The 21,248-nt window shown below is 59.7% G+C and carries 15 protein-coding genes; 10 read left to right on the forward strand and 5 right to left on the reverse strand.

The genetic code is table 11. The annotated features are described in order from the left end of the window. Window positions 1–135: 135 nt before the first annotated feature. Both ACYZT1_RS05820 and ACYZT1_RS05825 read right to left on the reverse strand, forming a co-directional pair. Window positions 136–2,547 (reverse strand): glucose/quinate/shikimate family membrane-bound PQQ-dependent dehydrogenase, encoded by a 2,412-nt coding sequence (locus tag ACYZT1_RS05820; protein ID WP_462018077.1) that lies wholly within the window; start codon window positions 2,545–2,547, stop codon window positions 136–138. A 197-nt stretch (window positions 2,548–2,744) separates the two neighbouring features. Next, entirely contained in the window at window positions 2,745–4,127 is a 1,383-nt protein-coding gene (locus ACYZT1_RS05825; RefSeq protein WP_462018078.1) for a carbohydrate porin, read from the reverse strand. Between the two features lie 275 nt (window positions 4,128–4,402). Here ACYZT1_RS05825 and ACYZT1_RS05830 point away from each other — a divergent pair, with 275 nt between their 5' ends. Together ACYZT1_RS05830 and ACYZT1_RS05835 are read left to right on the forward strand one after the other, a co-directional pair. Then, window positions 4,403–4,633 carry a VF530 family protein gene (locus ACYZT1_RS05830; protein WP_462018079.1) on the forward strand — a complete coding sequence of 77 codons (231 nt, stop codon included), beginning with the start codon at window positions 4,403–4,405 and terminating at the stop codon, window positions 4,631–4,633. A 2-nt stretch (window positions 4,634–4,635) separates the two neighbouring features. Then, window positions 4,636–5,298, forward strand: coding sequence for a Pr6Pr family membrane protein (locus ACYZT1_RS05835; protein ID WP_462018080.1), 663 nt, complete (start codon window positions 4,636–4,638; stop codon window positions 5,296–5,298). Between the two features lie 116 nt (window positions 5,299–5,414). Here the strand turns inward: ACYZT1_RS05835 and ACYZT1_RS05840 are convergent, their stop codons facing one another. Together ACYZT1_RS05840 and ACYZT1_RS05845 are read right to left on the reverse strand one after the other, a co-directional pair. Beyond that, window positions 5,415–6,200, reverse strand: coding sequence for a siderophore-interacting protein (locus ACYZT1_RS05840; RefSeq protein WP_462018081.1), 786 nt, complete (start codon window positions 6,198–6,200; stop codon window positions 5,415–5,417). Continuing rightward, entirely contained in the window at window positions 6,197–6,772 is a 576-nt protein-coding gene (locus tag ACYZT1_RS05845) for a PadR family transcriptional regulator (RefSeq protein WP_462018082.1), read from the reverse strand. The genes ACYZT1_RS05840 and ACYZT1_RS05845 overlap by 4 nt, the downstream gene beginning before the upstream one ends. Window positions 6,773–7,270: 498 nt before the next feature. Between ACYZT1_RS05845 and ACYZT1_RS05850 the strand changes: the two genes are divergently transcribed. The 8 genes from ACYZT1_RS05850 to ACYZT1_RS05885 all read left to right on the forward strand — a co-directional run bounded on the left by ACYZT1_RS05850 (window position 7,271) and on the right by ACYZT1_RS05885 (window position 16,077). Further along, window positions 7,271–7,756 carry a CS1 type fimbrial major subunit gene (locus ACYZT1_RS05850; RefSeq protein WP_462018083.1) on the forward strand — a complete coding sequence of 162 codons (486 nt, stop codon included), beginning with the start codon at window positions 7,271–7,273 and terminating at the stop codon, window positions 7,754–7,756. Between the two features lie 110 nt (window positions 7,757–7,866). After that, window positions 7,867–10,389: a CS1-pili formation C-terminal domain-containing protein gene (locus tag ACYZT1_RS05855; protein ID WP_462018084.1), complete on the forward strand. Its 2,523-nt coding sequence runs from the start codon at window positions 7,867–7,869 to the stop codon at window positions 10,387–10,389. 4 nt (window positions 10,390–10,393) lie between these two features. Beyond that, window positions 10,394–11,614 (forward strand): hypothetical protein, encoded by a 1,221-nt coding sequence (locus ACYZT1_RS05860; RefSeq protein ID WP_462018085.1) that lies wholly within the window; start codon window positions 10,394–10,396, stop codon window positions 11,612–11,614. 46 nt (window positions 11,615–11,660) lie between these two features. After that, window positions 11,661–12,404 carry a molecular chaperone gene (locus ACYZT1_RS05865; protein WP_462018086.1) on the forward strand — a complete coding sequence of 248 codons (744 nt, stop codon included), beginning with the start codon at window positions 11,661–11,663 and terminating at the stop codon, window positions 12,402–12,404. A 38-nt stretch (window positions 12,405–12,442) separates the two neighbouring features. After that, on the forward strand, window positions 12,443–12,937 hold the full coding sequence (locus ACYZT1_RS05870) for a CS1 type fimbrial major subunit (protein ID WP_462018087.1): 495 nt from the start codon (window positions 12,443–12,445) through the stop codon (window positions 12,935–12,937). A gap of 49 nt (window positions 12,938–12,986) precedes the next feature. Further along, window positions 12,987–14,201, forward strand: a complete 1,215-nt coding sequence (locus tag ACYZT1_RS05875; RefSeq protein WP_462018088.1) for a hypothetical protein — start codon at window positions 12,987–12,989, stop codon at window positions 14,199–14,201. A gap of 112 nt (window positions 14,202–14,313) precedes the next feature. Beyond that, window positions 14,314–14,808 carry a CS1 type fimbrial major subunit gene (locus tag ACYZT1_RS05880; RefSeq protein ID WP_462018089.1) on the forward strand — a complete coding sequence of 165 codons (495 nt, stop codon included), beginning with the start codon at window positions 14,314–14,316 and terminating at the stop codon, window positions 14,806–14,808. A 45-nt stretch (window positions 14,809–14,853) separates the two neighbouring features. Continuing rightward, window positions 14,854–16,077, forward strand: coding sequence for a hypothetical protein (locus ACYZT1_RS05885; protein WP_462018090.1), 1,224 nt, complete (start codon window positions 14,854–14,856; stop codon window positions 16,075–16,077). A 76-nt stretch (window positions 16,078–16,153) separates the two neighbouring features. Here ACYZT1_RS05885 and ACYZT1_RS05890 read toward each other — a convergent pair whose 3' ends face one another. Then, complete coding sequence (locus ACYZT1_RS05890; protein WP_462018091.1) at window positions 16,154–21,040, reverse strand: NEL-type E3 ubiquitin ligase domain-containing protein; 4,887 nt, start codon at window positions 21,038–21,040, stop codon at window positions 16,154–16,156. Window positions 21,041–21,248: the final 208 nt, after the last annotated feature.

The raw sequence follows: 21,248 nt of genomic DNA on the forward strand, positions 1-21,248 counted from the left end.
GCCGCGCGGCCGGGCAACAACTGTCATTGTTGCCAGTTTTTCATACCGATCGGCTATTGAACCCGAGCGGATTTATTTTGAAAAAAAGGGCGACTTCCTTGCGGGAGTCGCCCTTCCTTTATCTGCCGCTAAAACTTACTCGGACAATTTGTACGCAATCACATAGTCACCCTGTTTGGTGCCGAGCGAACCATGACCACCCGCCACGACGAGCACGTATTGCTTGCCGTCCTTGCCGGTGTAGGTCATCGGCGTGGTTTGTGCGCCGGCCGGCAGGCGGCCTTCCCAGAGTTGCTTGCCGTTTTTCATGTCGTAGGCACGCAGGTACTGGTCGAGGGTGCCGCTGAGGAAGCCGACGCCGCTGGCGGTCATGATCGGCCCGCCCAGGCTTGGTACGCCCATGCTCAGCGGGACCGGGACTGGCGAGCTGTCACGCACGGTGCCGTTTTTGTGTTTCCACAGGACTTTCGCCGTGGTCAGGTCGATGGCTGCCACGTAACCCCAGGCGGGTGCCTGGCACGGCAGGCCCATTGGCGAGAGCATGGCTTCGAGAACGACGCCATAGGGCGCGCCTTTGTTTGGCTGCACGCCTTCGGTCTCGCTTTTACGCGGGCCTTGAGCGGCAATCTCGGCGGCCGGGATCATGGTCGATTTGAACGCCATGTAGCTTGGGTTCACGAAGGCGAGCTGACGCACCGGGTCAACCGAAATGCCGCCCCAGTCGAACACGCCGAAGTTGCCCGGGTACACGATCGAACCCTGCAGCGATGGCGGCGTGAACGGACCCTCATAGCGCAAGGATTTGAACTCGATCCGGCAGATCAGTTGATCGAACGGGGTAACGCCCCACATGTCGCGTTCCTGCAACGGAGGCGGCATCAGGTTCAGGTCGGATTTGGGTTGGGTCGGCGAGGTGTGGTCGCCTTCGACCGCGCCTTGTGGCACCGGCACTTCCTGGATCGGCACGATCGGCTGACCGTTGCTGCGGTCCAGCACGTAGATGCTGCCTTGCTTGGTGGAGGCGAGCACCGCCGGCTTCACGCCGTCAGCGGTTTTCAGGTCCATCAGCGTGGGCTGACCACCGACGTCCATGTCCCACAGGTCATGGTGGGTGAACTGCATGTGCCAGCGCACTTTGCCGGTACCGATGTCGAGGGCGGTGAGGCCGGCGGCGTGCAGCTCCGACTCAGGCGTGCGATGGCCACCGAACTGGTCCGGGGTCTGGTTGCCCATCGGCAGGTAGAGCATGCCGAGCTTTTCATCGACGGCGAACATGGACCACATGTTCGGCGAGTTGCGGGTGTAAACCTCGCCCTCGGCAATCGGCGCCGTGTCGTCCGGCTTGCCGCTGTCCCAGTTCCACACCAGTTGGCCGGTGTGAACGTCGAACGCGCGGATCACGCCGCTGGGCTCGTCGATGGAGACGTTGTCGGTGACGTGACCGCCGATCACCACCAGGTCTTTGGTGACGGCCGGTGGCGAAGTGGAGTAGTAACCGCCGGCGTTGAAGCCGCCGATGTTGGCGCTCAGGTCAACCTGACCACCGTTGCCGAAGTCTTCGCACATCTTGCCGGTGTCGGCGTTCAGGGCGATCAGACGGGTGTCGGCGGTCGGCAGGAAGATGCGACGCGGGCAGACGCTGCTGGCCGGGGCCGGGCTGGCGGTGCCGGTCGGGCTTTGCTCGGACGCGTAGACGGCGTCATCGTGATACGACACGCCACGGCAGGTCATGTGCGCCCAACCCTTGAAGTTCGCCGCGTTTTGCGTGGAGAGCTTCGGATCGAAACGCCAGATTTCCTTGCCGGTGTCCGGGTCCAGCGCGATCACCTGGCTGTGCGGCGTGCACACGTAGAGCATGCCGTTGACTTTCAGCGGGGTGTTTTCAGCCGTGGTTTCGCCCGGATCGTTTGGCCCCGGAATGTCACCGGTGCGATAGCGCCAGGCTTCCACCAGCTTGTGGGCATTTTGCGGGGTGATCTGTGCCAGTGGCGAGTAACGATCACCATGAGCGCTGCGGCCGTAGGAATTCCAGTCACCATCGTCCATGGCCGGCGCGGTGTTGGTCATGCCCGGCACGCTGTCACGGTCCAGTTGGCCCTTGATTTCGCCAGGGTTGGTGAACTGGCTGGCCAGTGCGGTAATGCCCGCCAGCACCACGGCCACGCTCAGCGCGCCAGTGCCCATTTTTGCTTCGCCGGCGCGCAACAGCGGACGGCGGAACCACGGCAGCAACATGACGATGCCCAGGCCAAACAGCAGCGCCAGACGCGGCACCAGCTGCCACCAGTCGAGGCCGACTTCCCACAAGGCCCATACAGTGCTGGCGAACAGCACCAATGCGTACAGGCCCAGCGCAGCACGGCGCGCAGCAATCAGCAGCACGCCGGTCAGTGCCATGCCGATACCGGCCAGCAGGTAATACAGCGAGCCGCCGAGCATGCTCAGCTTGATCCCCCCGGCCAGCATGGCCAGGCCCATTAGCAGAAGCAGGATGCCGAGCAGGGTCGGCAACAGACGGCTTCGACTCAAAGCACTGTCAGTGCTCATAGTGTGGTTCTCCGTGACGTTTCAAGTAGTCCCGCGCAAGTTCACTGTAGATGACGATCTGGCGTGGGCATGGTTCAGTTTTGTAGGAGCGAGCTTGCTCGCGATGGTGATAACAATGACGCGGGCCTTCTGGATAACCGAGTCACCTGGAAGACCATCGCGAGCAAGCTCGCTCCTACAGGGGGGTTGCGGTGTTGTTAGAACTGTGACTGGATCTTGATTCCGCCGATCAGCGCATCATCGACCTGGTCCACGCCACCGGGGTGGCGGATGTATTGCAGGTTCGGGCGCACGGTCAGCCAGTTCGTGACGTGCACGCCGTAATAGAGCTCGGCGCTGTATTCAGTGTCCTGCGGCGGCAAAAACGCCGGATCGTCGAAGTCATGGACTGCACGCGCCTGATTGCTCGCCTCGGCGTTTTTGCGATACGCCGGGTTGACGTGAACCCGGGCCATGGCGAAACCGATGTCATCCTTGGCGCGCGCATCGAACAGGCCTTTGTAGACGACGCCGGCCTGGACATAGTTGTCGATGGCGTTGGTCTTCTTGTCGTGCATCGTGCCGTTGGCAAACACACTCAAACCGCGGGAGTGATCGCTGGCGCGGCTGGTGATCTGCTGCTGCACGCCCAGCCACATGCCGTGCTTGCTCGACGCGCTGCGATAAGCCTCGCCGCTGAGGGCGGCGGGCTGTCCGTTGCGGTCCTTGTAGGCATCGGTTGCGTTGGCGTTGCTGTAGTAGTAACCGGCGCGGTATTCGCCCGGCAGACCGTTGAGCCTTGGCGTCCACACCAGCTCAACCGGCAAAACCGCACCCTGGGTGCCGCTGCCGCTGAGCTTGAAACCGTTGCCGCGATCAAGGTTCGACGGGTTCTGCTCATACGCACCGATCTGCGCGTAAAGCTGCGGCGTCAGGTGATACTTGACCCGCATCGCCCATTGGCTGACGGGCCAGTTGTACCAGATGCCGCCGACCCAGTTGCCGACCTGCGAACCGCAAAACGCCAGGTTCTGGAAGTCACAGGGGAAGCTGTTGAAGTCTTCGCCTTCGCCAAAGCGGCCGACTTTGATGTCGAGCTTCTGGTCGAAGAATTGCTGCTGATACCACATCTGCGTCAGGCGCCAGGTTTGTCCACGGCCCCAGACTTCCTGTGCCGAAGTAAAACCGCCGACCCGCGGGTCGTTGATCCGGTCATTGCTGATGTTGTTGCCGCTGCGCTCGGTAATGGTCAGCTGAAATTGCGCGTCGTCCCAACCCAGAATCTTTTGCAAATCGAGATGCGTGCCGAGGCCGAACTGATCGCTGTAGCGCGCCGTACGATCATGGTCGTAGCCGCCGTGCAGATTGCTGCCCATTTCGCCGGTGTAGTCGACCTTGAAGTCGTAGCCTTTTTCCGAGAGTTCTGTGCGCGTGCCGTTCCAGTCGCCGAGCATCCAGGGTGATTCGCTGTCGAAGGCGGTGGACGCCTGTGCGCAGGTAGCGAGGCCCAACACGGCGCATCCGCCGATCAGGTTCAGCGCCTTGCGACTGGCAACAGGAAGGCGGACAGCGCTGTCTCGCGAAGATTGAAAATCAGGCATAGGGAAAAATTTCTGGGTCTTTTTCTGGAGTGAACTGAAACAACAGGGTCCGGCGGAAGCGTTTCAGCGTGACGGGCGCAAGGATAATGTTCTGTTACAAATAGAGAAAGCCCTTTTACCGACATGAATCCTTTCAGAATCGGTAACAGTGTCGCGCGGCAATCTGTCGCGGTTCACCTACATTTAACGCAATAGCGCCCACAGCCCTTCCACCTGACCACCGCCCTCGGCTAAGGTGCGCGCCTTCCATTTCACTCAGCGCTCGAAGGCCCGGAATGACCGAACAGAACACCAACCCCCTGCACGGCGTGACCCTGGAGCAAATCCTTAACGCGCTGGTGGAACATTACGAATGGACGGGGTTGGCCGAACGCATTGATGTCCGCTGCTTCAAGAGTGATCCAAGCATCAAATCAAGCCTGACGTTCCTGCGTAAAACCCCGTGGGCGCGGGAGAAAGTCGAGCGCTTGTATGTGAAGCTGATGCGCACCAAACGGCCGCTCTGAGCATGAATATCCGGCCCGCCGTGCGCTATCGCCTGGTCGCCGTGGCCGCGGTCCTTGGCTGGGCGGGGTTGAGCATTCAGCTGTACCTGATTCTCTACTCGCGCTGGACATTGGCGGCCAGTCTGCTGGGTGGACTGGTGAGCTTTTTCAGTTACTTCACCGTGCTCACCAACACCTTGGTGGCAACCGTGCTGACCTGCCAGTTGAGCAACCGCGACTCGGCGGCGGGCCGCTGGTTCTTGCAACCGCGGGTGAGTGGCGCGATTGCCGTGAGCATCGCCGTGGTGGGCCTCGCGTACAACATTTTGCTGCGTCATTTGTGGCATCCCGAAGGCTGGCAATGGCTGGCCGACGAGTTGATGCATGACGTGATGCCGCTGCTGTTTCTGGGCTGGTGGTGGGGGTGTGTACCGAAGGGCACGCTGCGGTTGAGGCACATTGCACTGTGGGTGATTTACCCGATTGCCTGGTTTGCTTTCACACTTTTGCGCGGCCATGCGCTGGCCACTTATCCGTACCCGTTCATCGATGTGGACAAGTTGGGTTATCCACAGGTGTTTTTAAATGCGGGCGGGTTGCTGGCGGGATTCGTGGTGATTTCGCTGCTGGTGATAGGGCTGGATCGGTGGTTGGGACGGCGCAGGCAAGGGCAGGCGATTCACTGAGGCTCAAATCGCTATAGCGAGCAAGCTCGCACACAGGTATTTGGGCGTTCACATATTGTGTGTCCGCCAGCAAATCCTGTGGGAGCGGGCTCGCCCGCGACAGGGTCTCAAAGGTGTCACTCCTCTTCGCTGTCATCGAGCTTCCAATAGCCAGCGGCTTTCACGAACTGCTCGTTGAGCCCGTGCTCATCCAGCAACACCCGACGAATCTGCCGCGACACTTTGCTCTCGGTCGCGACCCACGCATACAGATTGCCGCCAGGTACCTGCAACTGCTTCACGGTGGTCAGCAGGTTGTTCCGGCCGCCTTCGCGCAGCACCCAGATTACGTTGACCTGTGCCGGGCTTTCCAGCTTCTGCTGCTCCGCGCCATTTTCCACCTCGATGACCACCAACGCCTGGCGATTGGCCGCCAGGCCTTCGAGGCGGCGGGCGATGGCGGGGATAGCGGTTTCGTCGCCGATCAACAGATAACTGTCGAACATGTCCGGCACGATCATCGAGCCCCGTGGCCCGCCGATGTGAAGGAATTGGCCGGGCTTGGCCTGTTCGGCCCAGGTCGACGCGGGGCCGTCGCCGTGCAGCACGAAGTCGATGTCCAGCTCCAGCGTGTTCAGGTCATAGCGCCGTGGGGTGTAGTCGCGCATGGCAGGCATCGGCCCGTTGTCTTTGCCGGCGCCCGGCACCATGGTTTCCAGCGCGGCCTGTTCCGCCGCGTTTTGCGCAAACATCAGCTTGACGTGGTCGTCGGTGCCAAGGCTGACAAACCCGGCCAGCTCTGGGCCACCCAAGGTGATGCGACGCATGCGCGGCGTCAGATCAACCACGCGCAAGACTTGCAGACGACGGCGTTTGATTTCATGCATGACACGGTGAATGGTGTGCTCGATCACTTCAGTCATTCGGCATTCTCCTGGGCAGGTTCAACGTGGGGGCCATCGACGATGGCTTTGGCGGTGTTGTTCAGAAGGGCTGCAACGCGCAGGATCTCTTCCGGGCTCCAGCGCCCGTGATGCAGTTGCAAGGCGTGCCGCACGTTATGCACCGCCTCGTGAATTTCGGCGGGCCGGTCATGGCCGCGCAACGAGCGCTTGCTGACATCGATGCGCATGCGCACGCCATCGAGCGCAACCGCCTGCTCGCTTAAAGACAGACGTCCGGCGTCGGTCACGCTGTAGCGTTTTTTTCCGCCTTCGGCATCGCCCTGGATCATTTCGCTTTCTTCCAGAAAGGTCAGGGTCGGGTAGATCACACCGGGGCTGGGGCTGTAGGCGCCGTCGAACATGCCTTCGATCTGGCGGATCAGGTCATAGCCGTGGCAGGGCTGCTCGGCGATCAGGGCCAACAACAGCAATTTCAGATCGCCAGGGGCAAACACCCGTGGTCCGCGACCGCCGCGTTCGCGGCCAGGGCGTTTCTCGAAGCCGTCGCGACCGTCCCCGTGTTCGCGGTGGGGGGAATGATGGTCTCTCATTTTCTGCTTCTCTCGTCATGTTTAGACATAACTTAAGATATATCTTAACGCCCTCGCAAGAGGTTTTTTGAGAATGCCTCGCATCGGCCGACGAGCGGTTCTGCTGATAAGAAGGCCCGCGTAAAGCCTTTGACGACTCCCGGGTCGGAAAACGGATTGTTAGCCACCAGGTTAAAGCTATCACTCTAATATTAATTAAGCCTATATTCTTAGTCCGCCAACCCCCGCTTTTGCTAGTTGAAATTGCTGTATGGTTTTTTCATTAAAACTGTTTGTAAGGCAGAACTTACAGCTACTCTTTTGTATTTTGTTTTTTTGCACTTTTTTCTTTCCTGTCGTGGAGTAGTTTAACTACGCGTCCATAGGAAGTTGCCTGCTTACTTTCCAGAACGAACAGTCGATCATGCCCCGGCGTTGACAGTTCAAGCCCATGCATCTCGTGAGTGCTGCTTGAACTATCAATGAACCGATCCCTTTTAAGAAAACAGGTACTGAATGATGTTCAAGAAATTCGCAATCGCTGCTCCACTGGCTGTTCTGGCTCTCAACTCCTCCATGGCCTTCGCTGCGGGCGAAGCTGCTCATTCCATCAGCCTCATCGCTCACGTGCCAACCAACGGCTTCTACGTGGTGCCGACTGACTCGGACCTGGTCAACAAAGACCAGGACATGAGCTATCAGCCGAACACCGGCAAGATGCGTGAAGTCAATGGTTTCTTCGATGTACGCAACAACAACGGTTCGGTTCATGCCAGCCTGGAAAGTGCGCCAAAACTGATCTCGGGTTCCGCCGCTATTGATTTGAAAGTCGAGTTCAACAACAAGGAACTCACCACCGTTCCCCAACTGGTAGTAGGTGAGGCCGACTCCGACGTGAACTACCGCGCACCGCTGAAAATCAGCGCCAAGGGTACTAACTTCGCGCCGGGTGACTACACCGGCGTGGTCGCAATGACCTTCGACGCTGTGCCTCCGGCTCCATAAGTCCAGGGTTCAGGCACCAAGCGCTTACTTCTGAAGTGGCGTTATCCGGCGGACGACCAGGCTGGCCTGTCCGCCGGACTTCAACTTGTTGGTAATCAGAGTACGAGTTCATGTTCCCGATGACACCCATCGCGGCAGCGCTTGCGCTGTTGTTTTGTGCCAGTGCCGTGGCGGCACCCGATACCGCCGGCACGACACCGCGAAGTCTGTTGGCTCAGGCCAAAGGTTTGCCGGCGGATTTCGAGGAGCATTTCTTTGATGTGCCGTTGGCCGTGCGCGTGGAGCTTGACCAACAGCCATTGGGGGAAGCCATGGTCGTGCTGTCCCGTGACGATCGCATCACGCTTCTGGAATTCACCGACACCAGCGAAAACCGCTACGGCCCCGCCGAGCGCGAGAAGTGGGCGAGTTACCTCAAGCCCGGCGTCGCGCTGGGCAACTGCACAGGGTCGTGCCCCGATCAGGTGCTGGCGGTGCATTACAACCTGGAAAACTCGCTGGTCTCGATCCTCACCGAAAACGCCGAGCGCGACCTTGAAGCCAAGCGTTATTACGCCCAGCCCTTGGGCGGCAGCAGCGGCTTGATGGTGCGTAACCAGCTCAATCTCAATGGCGGCCAGGAACAGGATCTGGGCGGGCGCTTTGGCCTTGAAGCCAGCGGCAGCCTGGGCAACTGGAGCCAGACGTTCAACATGCAAATGGCCCGCCTTGGCGGTCCGGACGACAAGCTGTATCACGCCGTGCATGAGCTTTACACCCAGCGCGAATGGCAAGGCAATTTCTTTCGCCTGGGCTATTTCACCCCCAGTTCCGAAGGGTTGACCCGTCAACCGCGCACCTTTGGCACCAGCCCCGACACGGCTGTCGGCGTGATGTATGGCAGCTCCGACAGCCTGGCCATCAACAGCCCGATGCCCAGCGTTTATCCGATTTATGTCACCGCCAATCGTCAGGGCTCGGTGGAGATTTATCGCGACGGCCTGTTGATTAACACCCAATCGATACCGGCCGGTTTGCAGACCCTCGATACCCGCCCGTTGCCCGGCGGCATTTATGAAGTGGAAGTGCGCCTGGTGGAAGACGGCCAGATCACCTCCACCACCCAGGAGCTGGTGTACAAACCCAGTAACTGGCGCAACCTCGATGAACGCTGGCGCTACAACCTGTTTGCCGGCGAAGAAAGCAAACTGCTGAGCAACTGGGATCAACAGGCCAGCGGCAGCGCGACGGCGGGTGCGGCGATCAATTATTTGCTGCACCCGCGAGTCATCCTTGGGATGTCTGCGCGGCAGATTCGCGAAAAACTGCAATACGGCACGTCCATCGACTGGACGCTGGCCAACCACGTCAGCCTGTATGCCAACGTCTACAAAACCCAGGATTACGGCACCGGCCTCGATTTGCAGAGCCTTTACAACTATGGCTCCGGCAGTCTGGTGCTCAGCCACAACCGCAGCTGGCTGGACACCACCAATATTTACGAAACCCTGCCTGACGGTACCCGGGTGCGCCAGCGCAATGTGTTCGTCGGCCAGACCAGCAATTCGTCAATGGCGATCAACCACCGGCTCAACAGCAAAAATTCGCTCAACGCGCGGCTCTCCCACAGCGAGGGCAACGTCGAAGGTGTTGGCCTGGATCTGGGCTGGACGCGCCGCACCCAGTTGTTTGGCAGTGACGCCAACTGGCGCCTGTCGCTATTCGACCGGCCCGGCAGTTACAGCAGCGGCAACGATCGCAATCGCGGTGTCGATTTGAGCATCAACATGGCGTTGGGTGCACCCGGTCAGCAGATCACCGGCAGCATCGGTTCGCGGACTGCGCGCGATGGCGGGCGCGACAACAACGCGTCCATCGGCTGGCGCAAGGACTTGAAGGACCACGTGCTGCAAAACGTTTCGGTCACCGCGCTGACCGACACCTACGGCGTCGGCGTCTCCAGCCTGGCGAACTTTCGCACCGACGCGATCAACGGCGACGCCTTCGTTCAGCGTTCGTCCTACAACGGCAACTTCACCGGTGGCCTGAACCTCGACAGCACCCTGGTGGTGGGCGGCGAGCAGATGTTGCTGACCAGCCAGTATGAAATGCGCGGCGCCGGGATGATCGTCGATGTCGAGTCGGACATCGATGACATCACCCTGCGCGCCGACGACTACAGCGGCGGCAGCGCGGCATTGAAACCGGGGCGCAACTTCATCCCGATCACTGCATACCAGAACAGCTCGGTGAGTTTCGACTTCGAGGGCAACCACGTACCGGCGGCGACGATCGAGCCGCCACGCACCCGTTATCACCTGAACAAGGGCGGGGTGGACTACCGCAAGATCCGCGTGATGAAAACCCTGACCGTGCTCGGTCGGCTGGTCAACGCACAGGGGCAGCCGCTCAAGGGTCACCACGTTATCAACCACGCCAGCCGCGGCGTGACCGAGGTCGACGGGTTCTTCTCGATGGAAATGAATGCCGGTTCGCCGACGCTTGAGGTGCGCCAGAACAACCGCTTGCTCTGTCAGTTCCGTCTCGATGCCAACGAGCACCGCAGCGAAAACAACGTGTTGATGATCGGTGATCTGCGCTGCACGCCAGACACCCTCGCCGAGGCCACCTTTACCAATGAAAAGGCGGGTTGAACGCATGAAAAGCGCTTCGTACGGGTTGGCGCTGCTCGCGGTGTTGTGCATGCCGTCGGCAGAGGCGGTGAACCAGGAAATCAGGGCACTGTTCCAGCCGGATCCGTCGCAGCCGCACAAGAACGTGTTTATCAACAAGACGCCGAACAGTGGGTATTGCGAGACCTGGCCGACGCAGTGTGAGGCCAACAATATGTTCAGCATTCAGCTCCCGGTCAGGTTTGACGCCTCCCGTTTGCTGGTGCCCGGCGATGGCGTGGCATTGAAAGTACCGGCGAACTGGCGGCAGCTGACCGTCACCAACCAGGACACCCAGGAGTCGGAAACCGTCGAAGTGCGCATTATTGGTATCGGTTCCAGATATGGCTTGAGTGATACCGCCGCGAATCTGACGGGCGAGTCGGACATTCTTGAGGGCCACCGCAAACTGTGGACCAGCAACAGCTGGGTTTATCCCGGCGCCCCTTGTGAATACAGCGGCGTCGGATTTTACGGCCCTGACTGGTATGGCTTTTTCTGGAAAGCCCCCGTCGAAACGAGCTGTACCAAAGTCGCGGCTTTCCGGATTCCGTCGATGCATTTCAATACTCTCGATTTTGCCTACGAGCTGCGCACCCCCAATCCCTTGGGAATGTCGACCGGGTTCTACACCGGCTCCTTGACCTACACCCTCGGCCCCAGCGGGGATTTCCAGATGGGTTCGATGATGGTGCCCGACGACGGAACCCTGACCCTGGATTTCGTCCTCGATGTGCAGCACACCCTGAAGGTGGATATTCCACCGGGCGGCAACAAGGTTTTGCTCGAACCGCAAGGTGGATGGCAGGGTTGGCTCGAGCAAGGACGCAAACCGGTGCGGCTTCTGCGCGACCAGCGCTTCAACATCTCCGCGTCGTCCAGATTCACCATGAAGCTTGAGTGTGAACGCCAGGTGAATGATGGCTGCGGGGTGTTCGACGGCCAGCCGCCCACCACCTACGTCGCGCAGGTGAATGTCAGCGTCAGTTTGCCCAACGGCCTGACCGACAGCAGCGGCCGGCCGGTCAGAAACGTGCCGGTCACCCGCACGCCGACAGGTCTGTTCCAGCCCACCACTTACGTCGACCGCAAGCCGGGAACCCTGCATTTCACCATGAATGAGCAGCAAACCAGTTTTCTGATCGACAGTTATCGAGGTACGCCCTTCAGGGGCAACATCACCGTGATCTGGGATTCCGAGGTCTGACCTCCGGGTTGGTCATTTTCATTTTTTTTTCATGAGGTTAGCGGCGATGAAACGTCTGTTGTGGATGGGTGTGCTGTACGGATTTTCACTGACGGTCCAGGCCGGGCCGCAGATCAATGTCGGCACCGTGTACGACTATCTGGATGGGAGCAAAAGTACTTACCTGAAGCGGATTTTCAACAGCGGCGACAGCACGGCTTTCGTCAAGGTCAATGTGCTGGAAATCGTCTACGACAGCGAAGGCAAGCCGCAGGAAATACCCGTCGAAAATGCCGCCGACGGCGCATCGCGCAATGGCGTCATGGCCAGCCCGGCACGGCTGATCGTGCCGGCCCAAGGGATGCAGGGTACGCGCTTGTTGTACATGGGCGAGCGTGATCGCGAACGCTACTTCAGGGTGCGTTTCGTGCCGGTAGTACCGGAAAAGGAAGACGAGTTTCTGGTCAGCAGCGAAGAACGTGAAGACTACAAAAAGACCTTGTCAGCCGGGGTCAACGTGATGACCGGTTTCGGCATCGTGTTCTTCGTGCGGCCCAGGGACGCGCGTTACGACACCGTCATCAATGAAACGCCAGCCCGTTACGAGCTGCGCAACAACGGCAATACGGTGCTGGTGGTGGACGAGTTCAAAAGTTGCTCGCTGGTCAAGGAAGCGGACTGCGGCGCGACCACCAAGCACCACGTCATGGCCGGCAAGACCTTCGGGTTCGACAAGGAGCCGGGGCGTGAGTACCGGTTCAAGCTGATCGAAGGCGACAGCAAAAAAGACCTGACGGTGGCGAGCCGCTGACGGTCGCTTCCCCAGGCAGACGCGGTAGGTAAATGAATATGAACAAGCAATGCGCCGTCGTCGCACTGATGGCAATCACCGGTTTGATGAGTCAGGCCGCGTGGAGCGCCCGTGAGGAGCACACGTTCGAAGTCTCCGTGATTGTTCCGAGTCGGTCTTTTTACGTCATCCCGTCCGACCCCGGCTGGATTCACCAGGCTCAGCGTCTCAACTGGAATTACACCACGTCGAACATGGGCAGTTTGCGCAAATACTTCGATGTGCTGCATGACACCAGTGCCATCGAAGCCCGTCTGGATACCTCGCCTTACCTGTCCAATGGCAGGCCGGGGGAGGAGATCGCGCTGCGGGTCAAATTCAACAATGTGGAACTGAGCGCGTCCGCGCAACCGCGCCAGGTGGTGTCCCAGGCGGAAGCCGCTATGGGCAGCCGGGTGCTGCTGGACATACAGCCGGTGAAGCCCCCCGGCGGTTACAAACCCGGCGATTACGACGGCAGCGTGCTGCTGCTGTTCAGCGCCAAGGCGCCGTGAGAGCAGGCATTACATCCTCCTATTCACTGAGTGGAAAACGGACTGAATTATGAAAATGTCCACGGGCTGCCTGCTCTTGCTGGCGGCGCTGAGCATGGCTTCGGCGGAGGCGGCGAATCAAGAGATCCGCGCGCTGTTCCAGCCGGATCCATCACAACCGAATAAAAACGTGTTTATCAACAAGACGCCGAACAGTGGGTATTGCGAGTTTTATCCGGGGGAGTGCGCCAATAGCAACATGTTCAGCATTCGGATTCCGGTGGGGTTCACCTCCAGTCGCGCCATCGTACCCGGCGACAGTCTGGCACTTAAAGTGCCCGCTAACTGGAGGCCGCTGACGGTGATCAATCAGGATACCCAGGAAAGCGAAACTGTTGAGGTGCGCATCATAGGTATCGGTTCCAACTATGGTTTGAGCGACCCGGTTCACGACCTCGTCGGGGAACCGGATACTATCAAAGCCCACCAGAAACTGTGGACTAACTCCAGTTGGGTGTATGCCCCTGCACCCTGCCTTTATAGCGGTGTCGGCTTTCTAACACCCCACTCCTATGCGTTTTTCTGGAAAGCACCGGTGGAAACCGCTTGCACCAAGTTCGCAGCCTACCGAATCCCTGCGCTGAGTTTTCAGTACATCGACTTCGCTTACGAGCTGCGCACCCCTAACCCGTTGGGCATGTCTTCCGGGCTGTACACCGGGTCCATGACTTACACTATCGGCCCCGCCGGTGATTTCCAGATGGGCTCGATGATGCAGCCCGATGACGGCAGCCTGACGCTGGACTTCGTCCTCGACGTGCAGCACACCCTGAAAGTCGACCTGCCTCCCGGTGGCAACCGGATTGCCATGGAACCGGAGGGAGGCTGGCAACGCTGGATCGACAGCGGCCGCAAGCCCACAGTGATTTTCCGTGATCAGCTGTTTTACATATCGGCGTCGTCGCGTTTCAAGGTCATGCTGCTTTGTGGCTCCCAAGGCGGCACCGAATGCGACATCGGCAACAACCAGGTGGGTTATTCCAAGTTCGAAGTCAGGCTCTCGGTTCCCCACGGCATTGTCGGGCCGGGCAACCACGACGGCTGGTCGGGAACGCTGTTGTACAACACGTGGATCGGGCCGTTCGAGCCCTCTCGGTATGTGGATCGCAAACCCGGCACGTTGCGATTTCAGATGCCCTCAAAGTGGATCGACTCGCTGCTGAAACCGGGGATGAACGGCACGCTCTGGGGCACCGCCACGATCATTTTCGACTCGGAAGTCTGAGCTTCGGTGTTTGGCCGGAGACTGTTTCAAGCTGTTCGAAATCGACCGCACACAAGACCCAAAGGTGGCGCGCCGCTGACGGCCGCTGCCGCTGACGCGACAGGTACCAGACATGATCAAGCAATACACCGTCGCCCTGGTGATGGCTTTCACCGCACTGATGAGTGAACCGGGCTGGACGGCCCGGGAAACACTGAGTTTCGAGGTCACGTTGACCATTCCCAGTCGCCCGTTCTACATCATCCCGGCGGAGCCGGACTGGATTCACCGGGCGCAGCGCCTCAACTGGGATTATCCGACGTCGACCATGGGTGGTTTGCGCAAGTACTTCGACGTGCGTCATGACACCAGTGCCATCGAAGCCCGCCTCGGCAGCTCGCCTTACCTGTCGAATGGCAGGCCTGGCGAAGAGATCGGGTTGAAGGTCAGTTTCAACGGCGTTGAGCTGAGCCCGGACATTCATCCGCGCGAAGTGGTCTCCAGGGAGGAGGCCGCGGTGGGCAAGCGGGTGTTGCTGGAAATACAGCCGGTAAAACCCGGCGGTGGTTACAAGCCCGGGGACTATGACGGCAACGTTCTTCTGCTGTTCAACGCGAAGGCGCCCTAGGCATCGCACTGCCATTATTTTTATCGATCACAACGGAATGCATTCATGAAAAGGACGACAGGTCTGCTGGTGGCGTTGGTCATGCCGGCAGTTGAGGCCGCGACCCAGGAAATCCGCGCATTGTTCACCCCGGATTCCTCGCAGCCCAATCACAATGTTTTCATCAACAAAACCCCGAACAGCGGTTATTGCGCGGCGTACCCCGGGCAGTGCGAGTCGAACAACATGTTCAGCATTCAATTGCCGATCAAGTTCAACTCAACCCGCGCCATCGCGCCGGGTGACGGGCTGGCGTTGCAGGTGCCCACCCACTGGCGGCACCTGACGGTCACCCATCGCGATACGCGGGAAACCGAGACCGTTCTGGTGCGCATCACCGGGATTGGCTCCAACTATCAACTCAGCGATTCCGCCGCCAATCTGGTGGGCGTGACCGATATCCTCGAAGGCCATCAGACGCTGTGGGGCAGCAGTTGGGTTTACGCGCCTCCACCCTGTCAATACAGCGGGGTGGGTGCTTACACACCGGCCAGCTACCGGTTTTTCTGGAAAGCGCCGGTCGGGGGCGCCTGCACCAAAGTCGCTGCTTTCCAGATCCCGTCCATGGCGCTGGACACGCTGGATTTCGCCTACGAACTGCAAACCCCCAACCCGCTAGGCATGTCGTCCGGGTTGTACACCGGTTCGCTGGCGTACTCCCTGGGTCCCGGGGGGGATTTCGACATGGGACCCTTGATGACGCCGGACGACGGCCACCTCAATCTGAACTTCGTGCTGGACGTGCAGCACACCTTGAAAGTGGCTCTGCCGCCTGGCGGAGACAAGGTGTCGCTGGAGCCCGAAGGGGGCTGGCAACGCTGGATTGCCGGCAGTGAAAAGCCCACGCGAATTTATCGCGATCAAGCCTTTCATCTGTCGGCGACGTCGCGTTTCAAAGTCATGATGCAGTGCGATTCGTTCAGCTTTTACGGCGCCGAGTGCAAGTTGATCGGCGACAAGGACTACCTGCCTTCTCCGAACGTCGGCTGGGTGCGCACCAGGCTCAGTTTACCGGCCGGCATCACCGGTCCTGACGGCGGTCCAGTCAAAGACCTCGTTTTGAAAAACAATGAATGGCTCGGCCCTTTTCAGCCGAGCCAATACGTTGATCGCAAGCCCGGCAACCTGCGCTTCGAAATGCCCCCGGATGCCATCGCGTATGTGCTGCGCCCTGGCATCAATGACACGCTCAAGGGCGACATCACGGTGATCTGGGATTCGGAGGTCTGAGGCCCGGGACCTCCATCCGCGCCGGCCGCGACGATATGGCCACGACCGGACGGTTGCCGACTTGAAATGTCGCGGGTTACGCGTCCAGCTCCGCCCGCGCCAGTGCTTCGCGCGTCAATCTCCTGGCCAGTTCAAGTTTTTGAACACCGATTTCGTCAGACACCCTTCCATAGGTATCGGTCGTCATGGCTTTCCCGGTCAGCACCTCCTCTTTATCAATGCCTAGCCGTGTCGCCAGGCGGATGAGATTCTGCCGCCGCCGGTCGGTTTCCGGCGGCGATAAATCCTGCGCGTCAGCCAGTTCTCGTTGCGCGGTGTCGAGGTCGGTCAGTACGTCGATTTTCTCTTGATGGCGTCGAGTGTTCGCCTCGAATTCGCCCGGGCGTTTGTTGTAGAGGTAGTCCTCCCAGAACTTCTGTTTGTTCATCTGATCGATCAGGCCGTCCCCGGCTTCCTGTTCGATGATTTTGTTGTAGGCGATGTCGATGTGTTCCTCGGTAACGCCTGCCACGCCACCGAATCTCATCGCCTCGGATTGCCACGGCAGATCAAGTCGTTTGGCCAGGCCTGTCTCATAAGCCAGGTGCACTTCGACTTCATCGGGGCGCGTCTTGCGCGCCTTGATGTCCTTGCGTGCGATTTCGTTCACCTGCTCCAGGCGCGCCGCACCTTTGGCCAAAGTCACCAGTTTGCGCTCCCGTTCAGCGGCGCTCGTGGAGAAGAGTTCAGCCTCCGAGACCAGCACCTTGACGCCCATGTTGTTGAACAGCTGTGCACCGGCGTCTTCGCAGCCATCCGGCCTGAGCGACATCAAAAACAGCTCTTCACGCAACTTGGTGTCGAGGTTGGCGGCATCGACCATGCGCCACACACGGTCGCTCAATTGCTGGCGGGCCGGGCCGCCTTGCAGGTAGTCTGCCGATTGCGTCAGCTTGGCCAGCAAGGTGAAGAAGCCTTCCGAGCCAGGCTCGCCAATCAGGTCATACCAGGCTTCCGCGCGGTACGCGCCAACGCCGGGGGAACTGTCGAAGCGATAGGTGTCGTCCGGCACCGGCCATCGGGTAATCAGCGATTCGGCCGAGGACTGCGTGGACGGTGGGTATTGCAACACGGGCGTCATCCCCAATGACTCGCGGTAGCCTTCGTAAGTGATGCGGTTGCGTTCGGACAGGTTCGCTGCGATGACACGGGTGCGGGCAATCAGAAAGGCTTTTTCCGAACCCGGCGCCACCTGTGGAATAGCGCTGATCGGATTCGCCTGCAGGTCGAGAAAGAAGCCCCGCGGTCGTGGTTTGCTGAACAGGCCAGCGGGCCAGGTCTCGACGCCGGTGTTGTACAGGTTCAACACCTTGAGTCGTGGCATGCGGCCGATATCCGGTACGGTGCCGAGCGGATTGTTGTCCAGCCTCAGGGTTTCCATGCGGGTGAAATTGCGCAATTGCTCGACCGCGGCAGGCGAGAGCCGTATCTGGTTGTCGCTCAGGCGCAATGTTTCGAGCAAGCGCATCTGGGCCACACCCTCGGGCAGGGCGGTCAGTTCGCAGTGCCGGGCACTGAACCGGCGGATGTGGCGAAAGTCACTCAACAGTTTTGAGCGCCCTGCCGAAAACCGGCTGCCATCGAGGTTCAGCGTAGTGACCTGATCCAGATACGGTTTCAGGTCCGGCAGTTCGCGCCACCAGCGTTCCAGATCGTGGGGGCGGAACTCCGCGGACAGGTCCAGCGTATAACCACCTTCGAGGCTGTGGCTGCGCTCGTTGAACACCTCGGATTTGCGTTCGAAGCACTCCAGCAATCGGTCGACAATAAGCTGCCCACCATTACGACTGAAATCCAGGTAAGCAGCCGGCAGGTTTCCGCTCGGATCTTCCGAGGCAAAACTTGCCAGGTACTGTTGGCGCCATTGCTCCAGTTTCTGTTGCAGCGAGGCCAGCTCCTGCTGCAGCCTTTCAACTGCCAGATGCGGATCGCCTTGGGCGTGAAGTGATCGGCTGAAGGCATCGACTTGTGCTTCATCAAAATGCGGGTACAGATTTTGCACTTTTTCTTCGACGGTCCTGGCGCCCTTGGTCAGCGCACCGCCGCGCAGCAGGAGGTCCGTTTCCCGCGGCACGACCGGGCGAATGGGCGGCTGGGCGAGCAATGTGCGTCGCTCGGCGGGTGGTTCGGTCATGACCATCACCCATTGCTTGAAATGCTCGCCTTGGGTGGTTCGATACCCGAGCCGCTGGCGTTTGTTTTCGGGCAGCGCCCGAAGAAGTGCCTGATAAAACTCACCTGCTTCATGGCGCTTTATGTGTCGGCCGTCCCACACCTCATAGCGACCATGTTCATCCCGGACCAGCACGCGTACATCGCTGGCATCCGGGCTGCCGGCGCTGCCCCGTAGCGGACCGTCATGGGTTCCGTCCCGCACCTCGATGCGCAGATTCTCGTAGGTGTCGGTGTGCAGCTTCAGCGCATTCAGCGTCAGTTGCTCGGTGTCGGGCCCCATCAGCCTGGGCTCATGGAAGCCCTCCCAGGCGCGGGCGGCGCGCAATTCGAAAGCGCTTTCCCGAGCCTGGTTTTTCACGCGCAGCGGCAGGTGATTTTTCTCTGTCATGACGCTCCGTTCGACGGGCGTGGCTTTGTCGACCAGCGTTTGCGCGACCCGCGCCGGCAACTCCGGAAACTGGCGCTGAAGCAACTGCGCGCTGGTGTCGCTGGAGTGGGACTGAAGGCCGTAGCGGTAGTTGAAAATGTCGGCTTTGCGGTCCTCCGCGGCGTCGGCTATCCGGTTACGCAGAACCTGCACCTGCTGGTTTTTCGGATAGGACCGGCCGAGGAGGGCGGAGAGCTCGTCGTCACTCAAAAAATCCGCCAGGCGCTGTGGCAGTTCTCCGGCCATCATGTCCGGGCGGCCGATGCGCAGGGTCTGGGCATCGGCGGCATCAGGGTTGCCATAAGTGTGAGAGGGGCCTTTCAGGTCGGTATTTTCATAGACCTTCAGTGCCTTATCCGCCGGCCAGCCCGGCATGTCCGGTACCAGGCGATCAAACCAGTACGCGCCCGGATCCAGCGGTTGGCCGCTGCGAATCCGTTCGCCGATGCCTTCAGTGTCTTCGTGGATCTTCAGACGGCTCAAGGTGTCGGCCAGCAGCGGCGGCGGGGCAGCGTTTTCCACGTGCATGCGGCGCAGCGACGCTTCTTCGGTGCCACTGATGCGGCGGATGTTTTCCAGTTGCGTTGTCGAGTAGCGGTCTACCGAGTGCCCGATGCGCCGCATCAACGTCGAACCTTCCCAGTTGTGCGGTGACTCTCCCTCATGAACCCATGCGCCTTCGCCGTTATGGCGCAGGGTGGGGGCGTAGGCCTGTGGGCGAGTCGGGTGCTGAATACGATGCTGGCCGATAGCTTGATCGTGACGGACTTCGAAATGCTGGCCTTCCAGCGGCAGGATTGTTTTGCCTTGATGTTGATGCAGACCCAATGCGTCGGGTTGCGATGCGTCGGGCAAACGCAGGTCTTGTTGTTGGTAAGGGGCGAGGTCAGGGTTCCACAGAACGCTTTTACCGTCGGGCAACTGCACCGGTTTCAGGCCTTCGACAAACGGCGACAGCTTGAGTTGAAACTCGGCGCCAATGGCCGCGCCGGCACCGAACGCAGCCAGTTGAATGACGTCGGTGACCACGCCGACCACGTGTTCGGCCAGTTCGGCCCATTGTCCTTCGGCAAGATCGACCACGCCCTCAACCACTTCCGTGGTCAGTTGGTAGGCGGTATAGGCAAGCATGAGTTCGCCCAGCCCGGGCACAAACGGCGTCAACACCAAGAGCGCTGCGTTGAAAATATCCGAGAGCATTTTCTTGAAGTTGTCCCACCAGGCCCAGCGTGCCTGCGAGTCAGCCTGGGCGGTAGACACGGCAATTTCCCGGGCGTCATTGATGATCTTGCTGACTTTCATCTGGTAGAGATGCTGCCAGAGATCTCGCGTGATGGGCCACACGCGGAATTCCAGGTTGGGCTTGTCCACGGGGGTTGCCCGCCAGCTCGGGCCGGGGTCCAGCGGGTCTTTTTCATGCCACTGGATGACGCTCAGGCGCCGGTCGAGGTCAGCAAAAAAATGCCCGCGTTGTTGCTGATCGAGAAACTGGCTGAAGAACTGCCAGTAGCTGGCGCCTGACGAAGGGATGGCTTTGTTTTCACGCAGTTGCCGTGTCAGCGCCTGCACAAACGCCAGCGCCGACGCATATTCTTTCAACGGATGCTCGGGGTCGTGGGGCACGTAGGCGATCAGCCGGTCGGTGCCCCGGCTGTGCGTTGGTGCGGCGATGAACAGCACGATACCGGTGAGGCTCGCGTCCATCATCGACAGCTCGGCGCACTGCATGACTTTGCCGTCCAGTGTCACGGCTGCTCGACCGTCGATCATGCCTTGAACCACATTGAAAGCGTCATCGCTGATGTCTTTTTTCAGCAAGGCCAGATGCGCGGCGGCGTTGAGGACGGCTTTTTCACTCGTGGTGGATTTGTACTCAAGCAACGCTTTTGCCACTTCGTCCCGAGGCAGCAACCAGGTTCGGAGGTAGTTGTTGTATTGGCCGCCAATGTCCAGGTCCCGGCACAGTTGTTTGAACTGCTCGATGGACATCTTTGCTTTTATGCGTTTGATGTCGAAGTGGCCGTTTGCGTCGGGTTTGCTGATGAATTGCGAGTCGGCAGTAAAGGTTTCGCCCTGCGCGAAGTTGTGCAGGGCCGCATCAACCAAGGAGACCGTTCGGCTGGCATGGCCAGGCAGTATGTTCGCAGCGTACCAGGGCGTGTTTTTGGGGAAATAAAGGCGCAAGTACGTGGATTGGACGTCGTCTTCGATTCCGTACTGTTCTTTCAGCTTCGCGCTGAGCAACGGTGCGGCAAATGCGTAGACATCCTGTAACTTTCCAAAGGCTCGGTCAGTCCGGTTTTGCGCTCTCCAGGCTTGCATGCTGGCGCTCTTGAGTGCTTCGTGACCATCGGCGCTGTACCAGCTGTGGAGTTTGAAATCTATTGCGTTCAGCGCCTGTGCACGTGGTAACGACATACTTTTGAGCGGTTCGCTGATCGCATTTTTGATGACTTGATAATGGCGACCCTTGTCTGGATTAGTGAACATTCGAATGGTGGGGGTAGTTTGATTAAAGTTCGACATTGTA

It is taken from the genome of Pseudomonas sp. PB3P13, assembly GCF_054897735.1.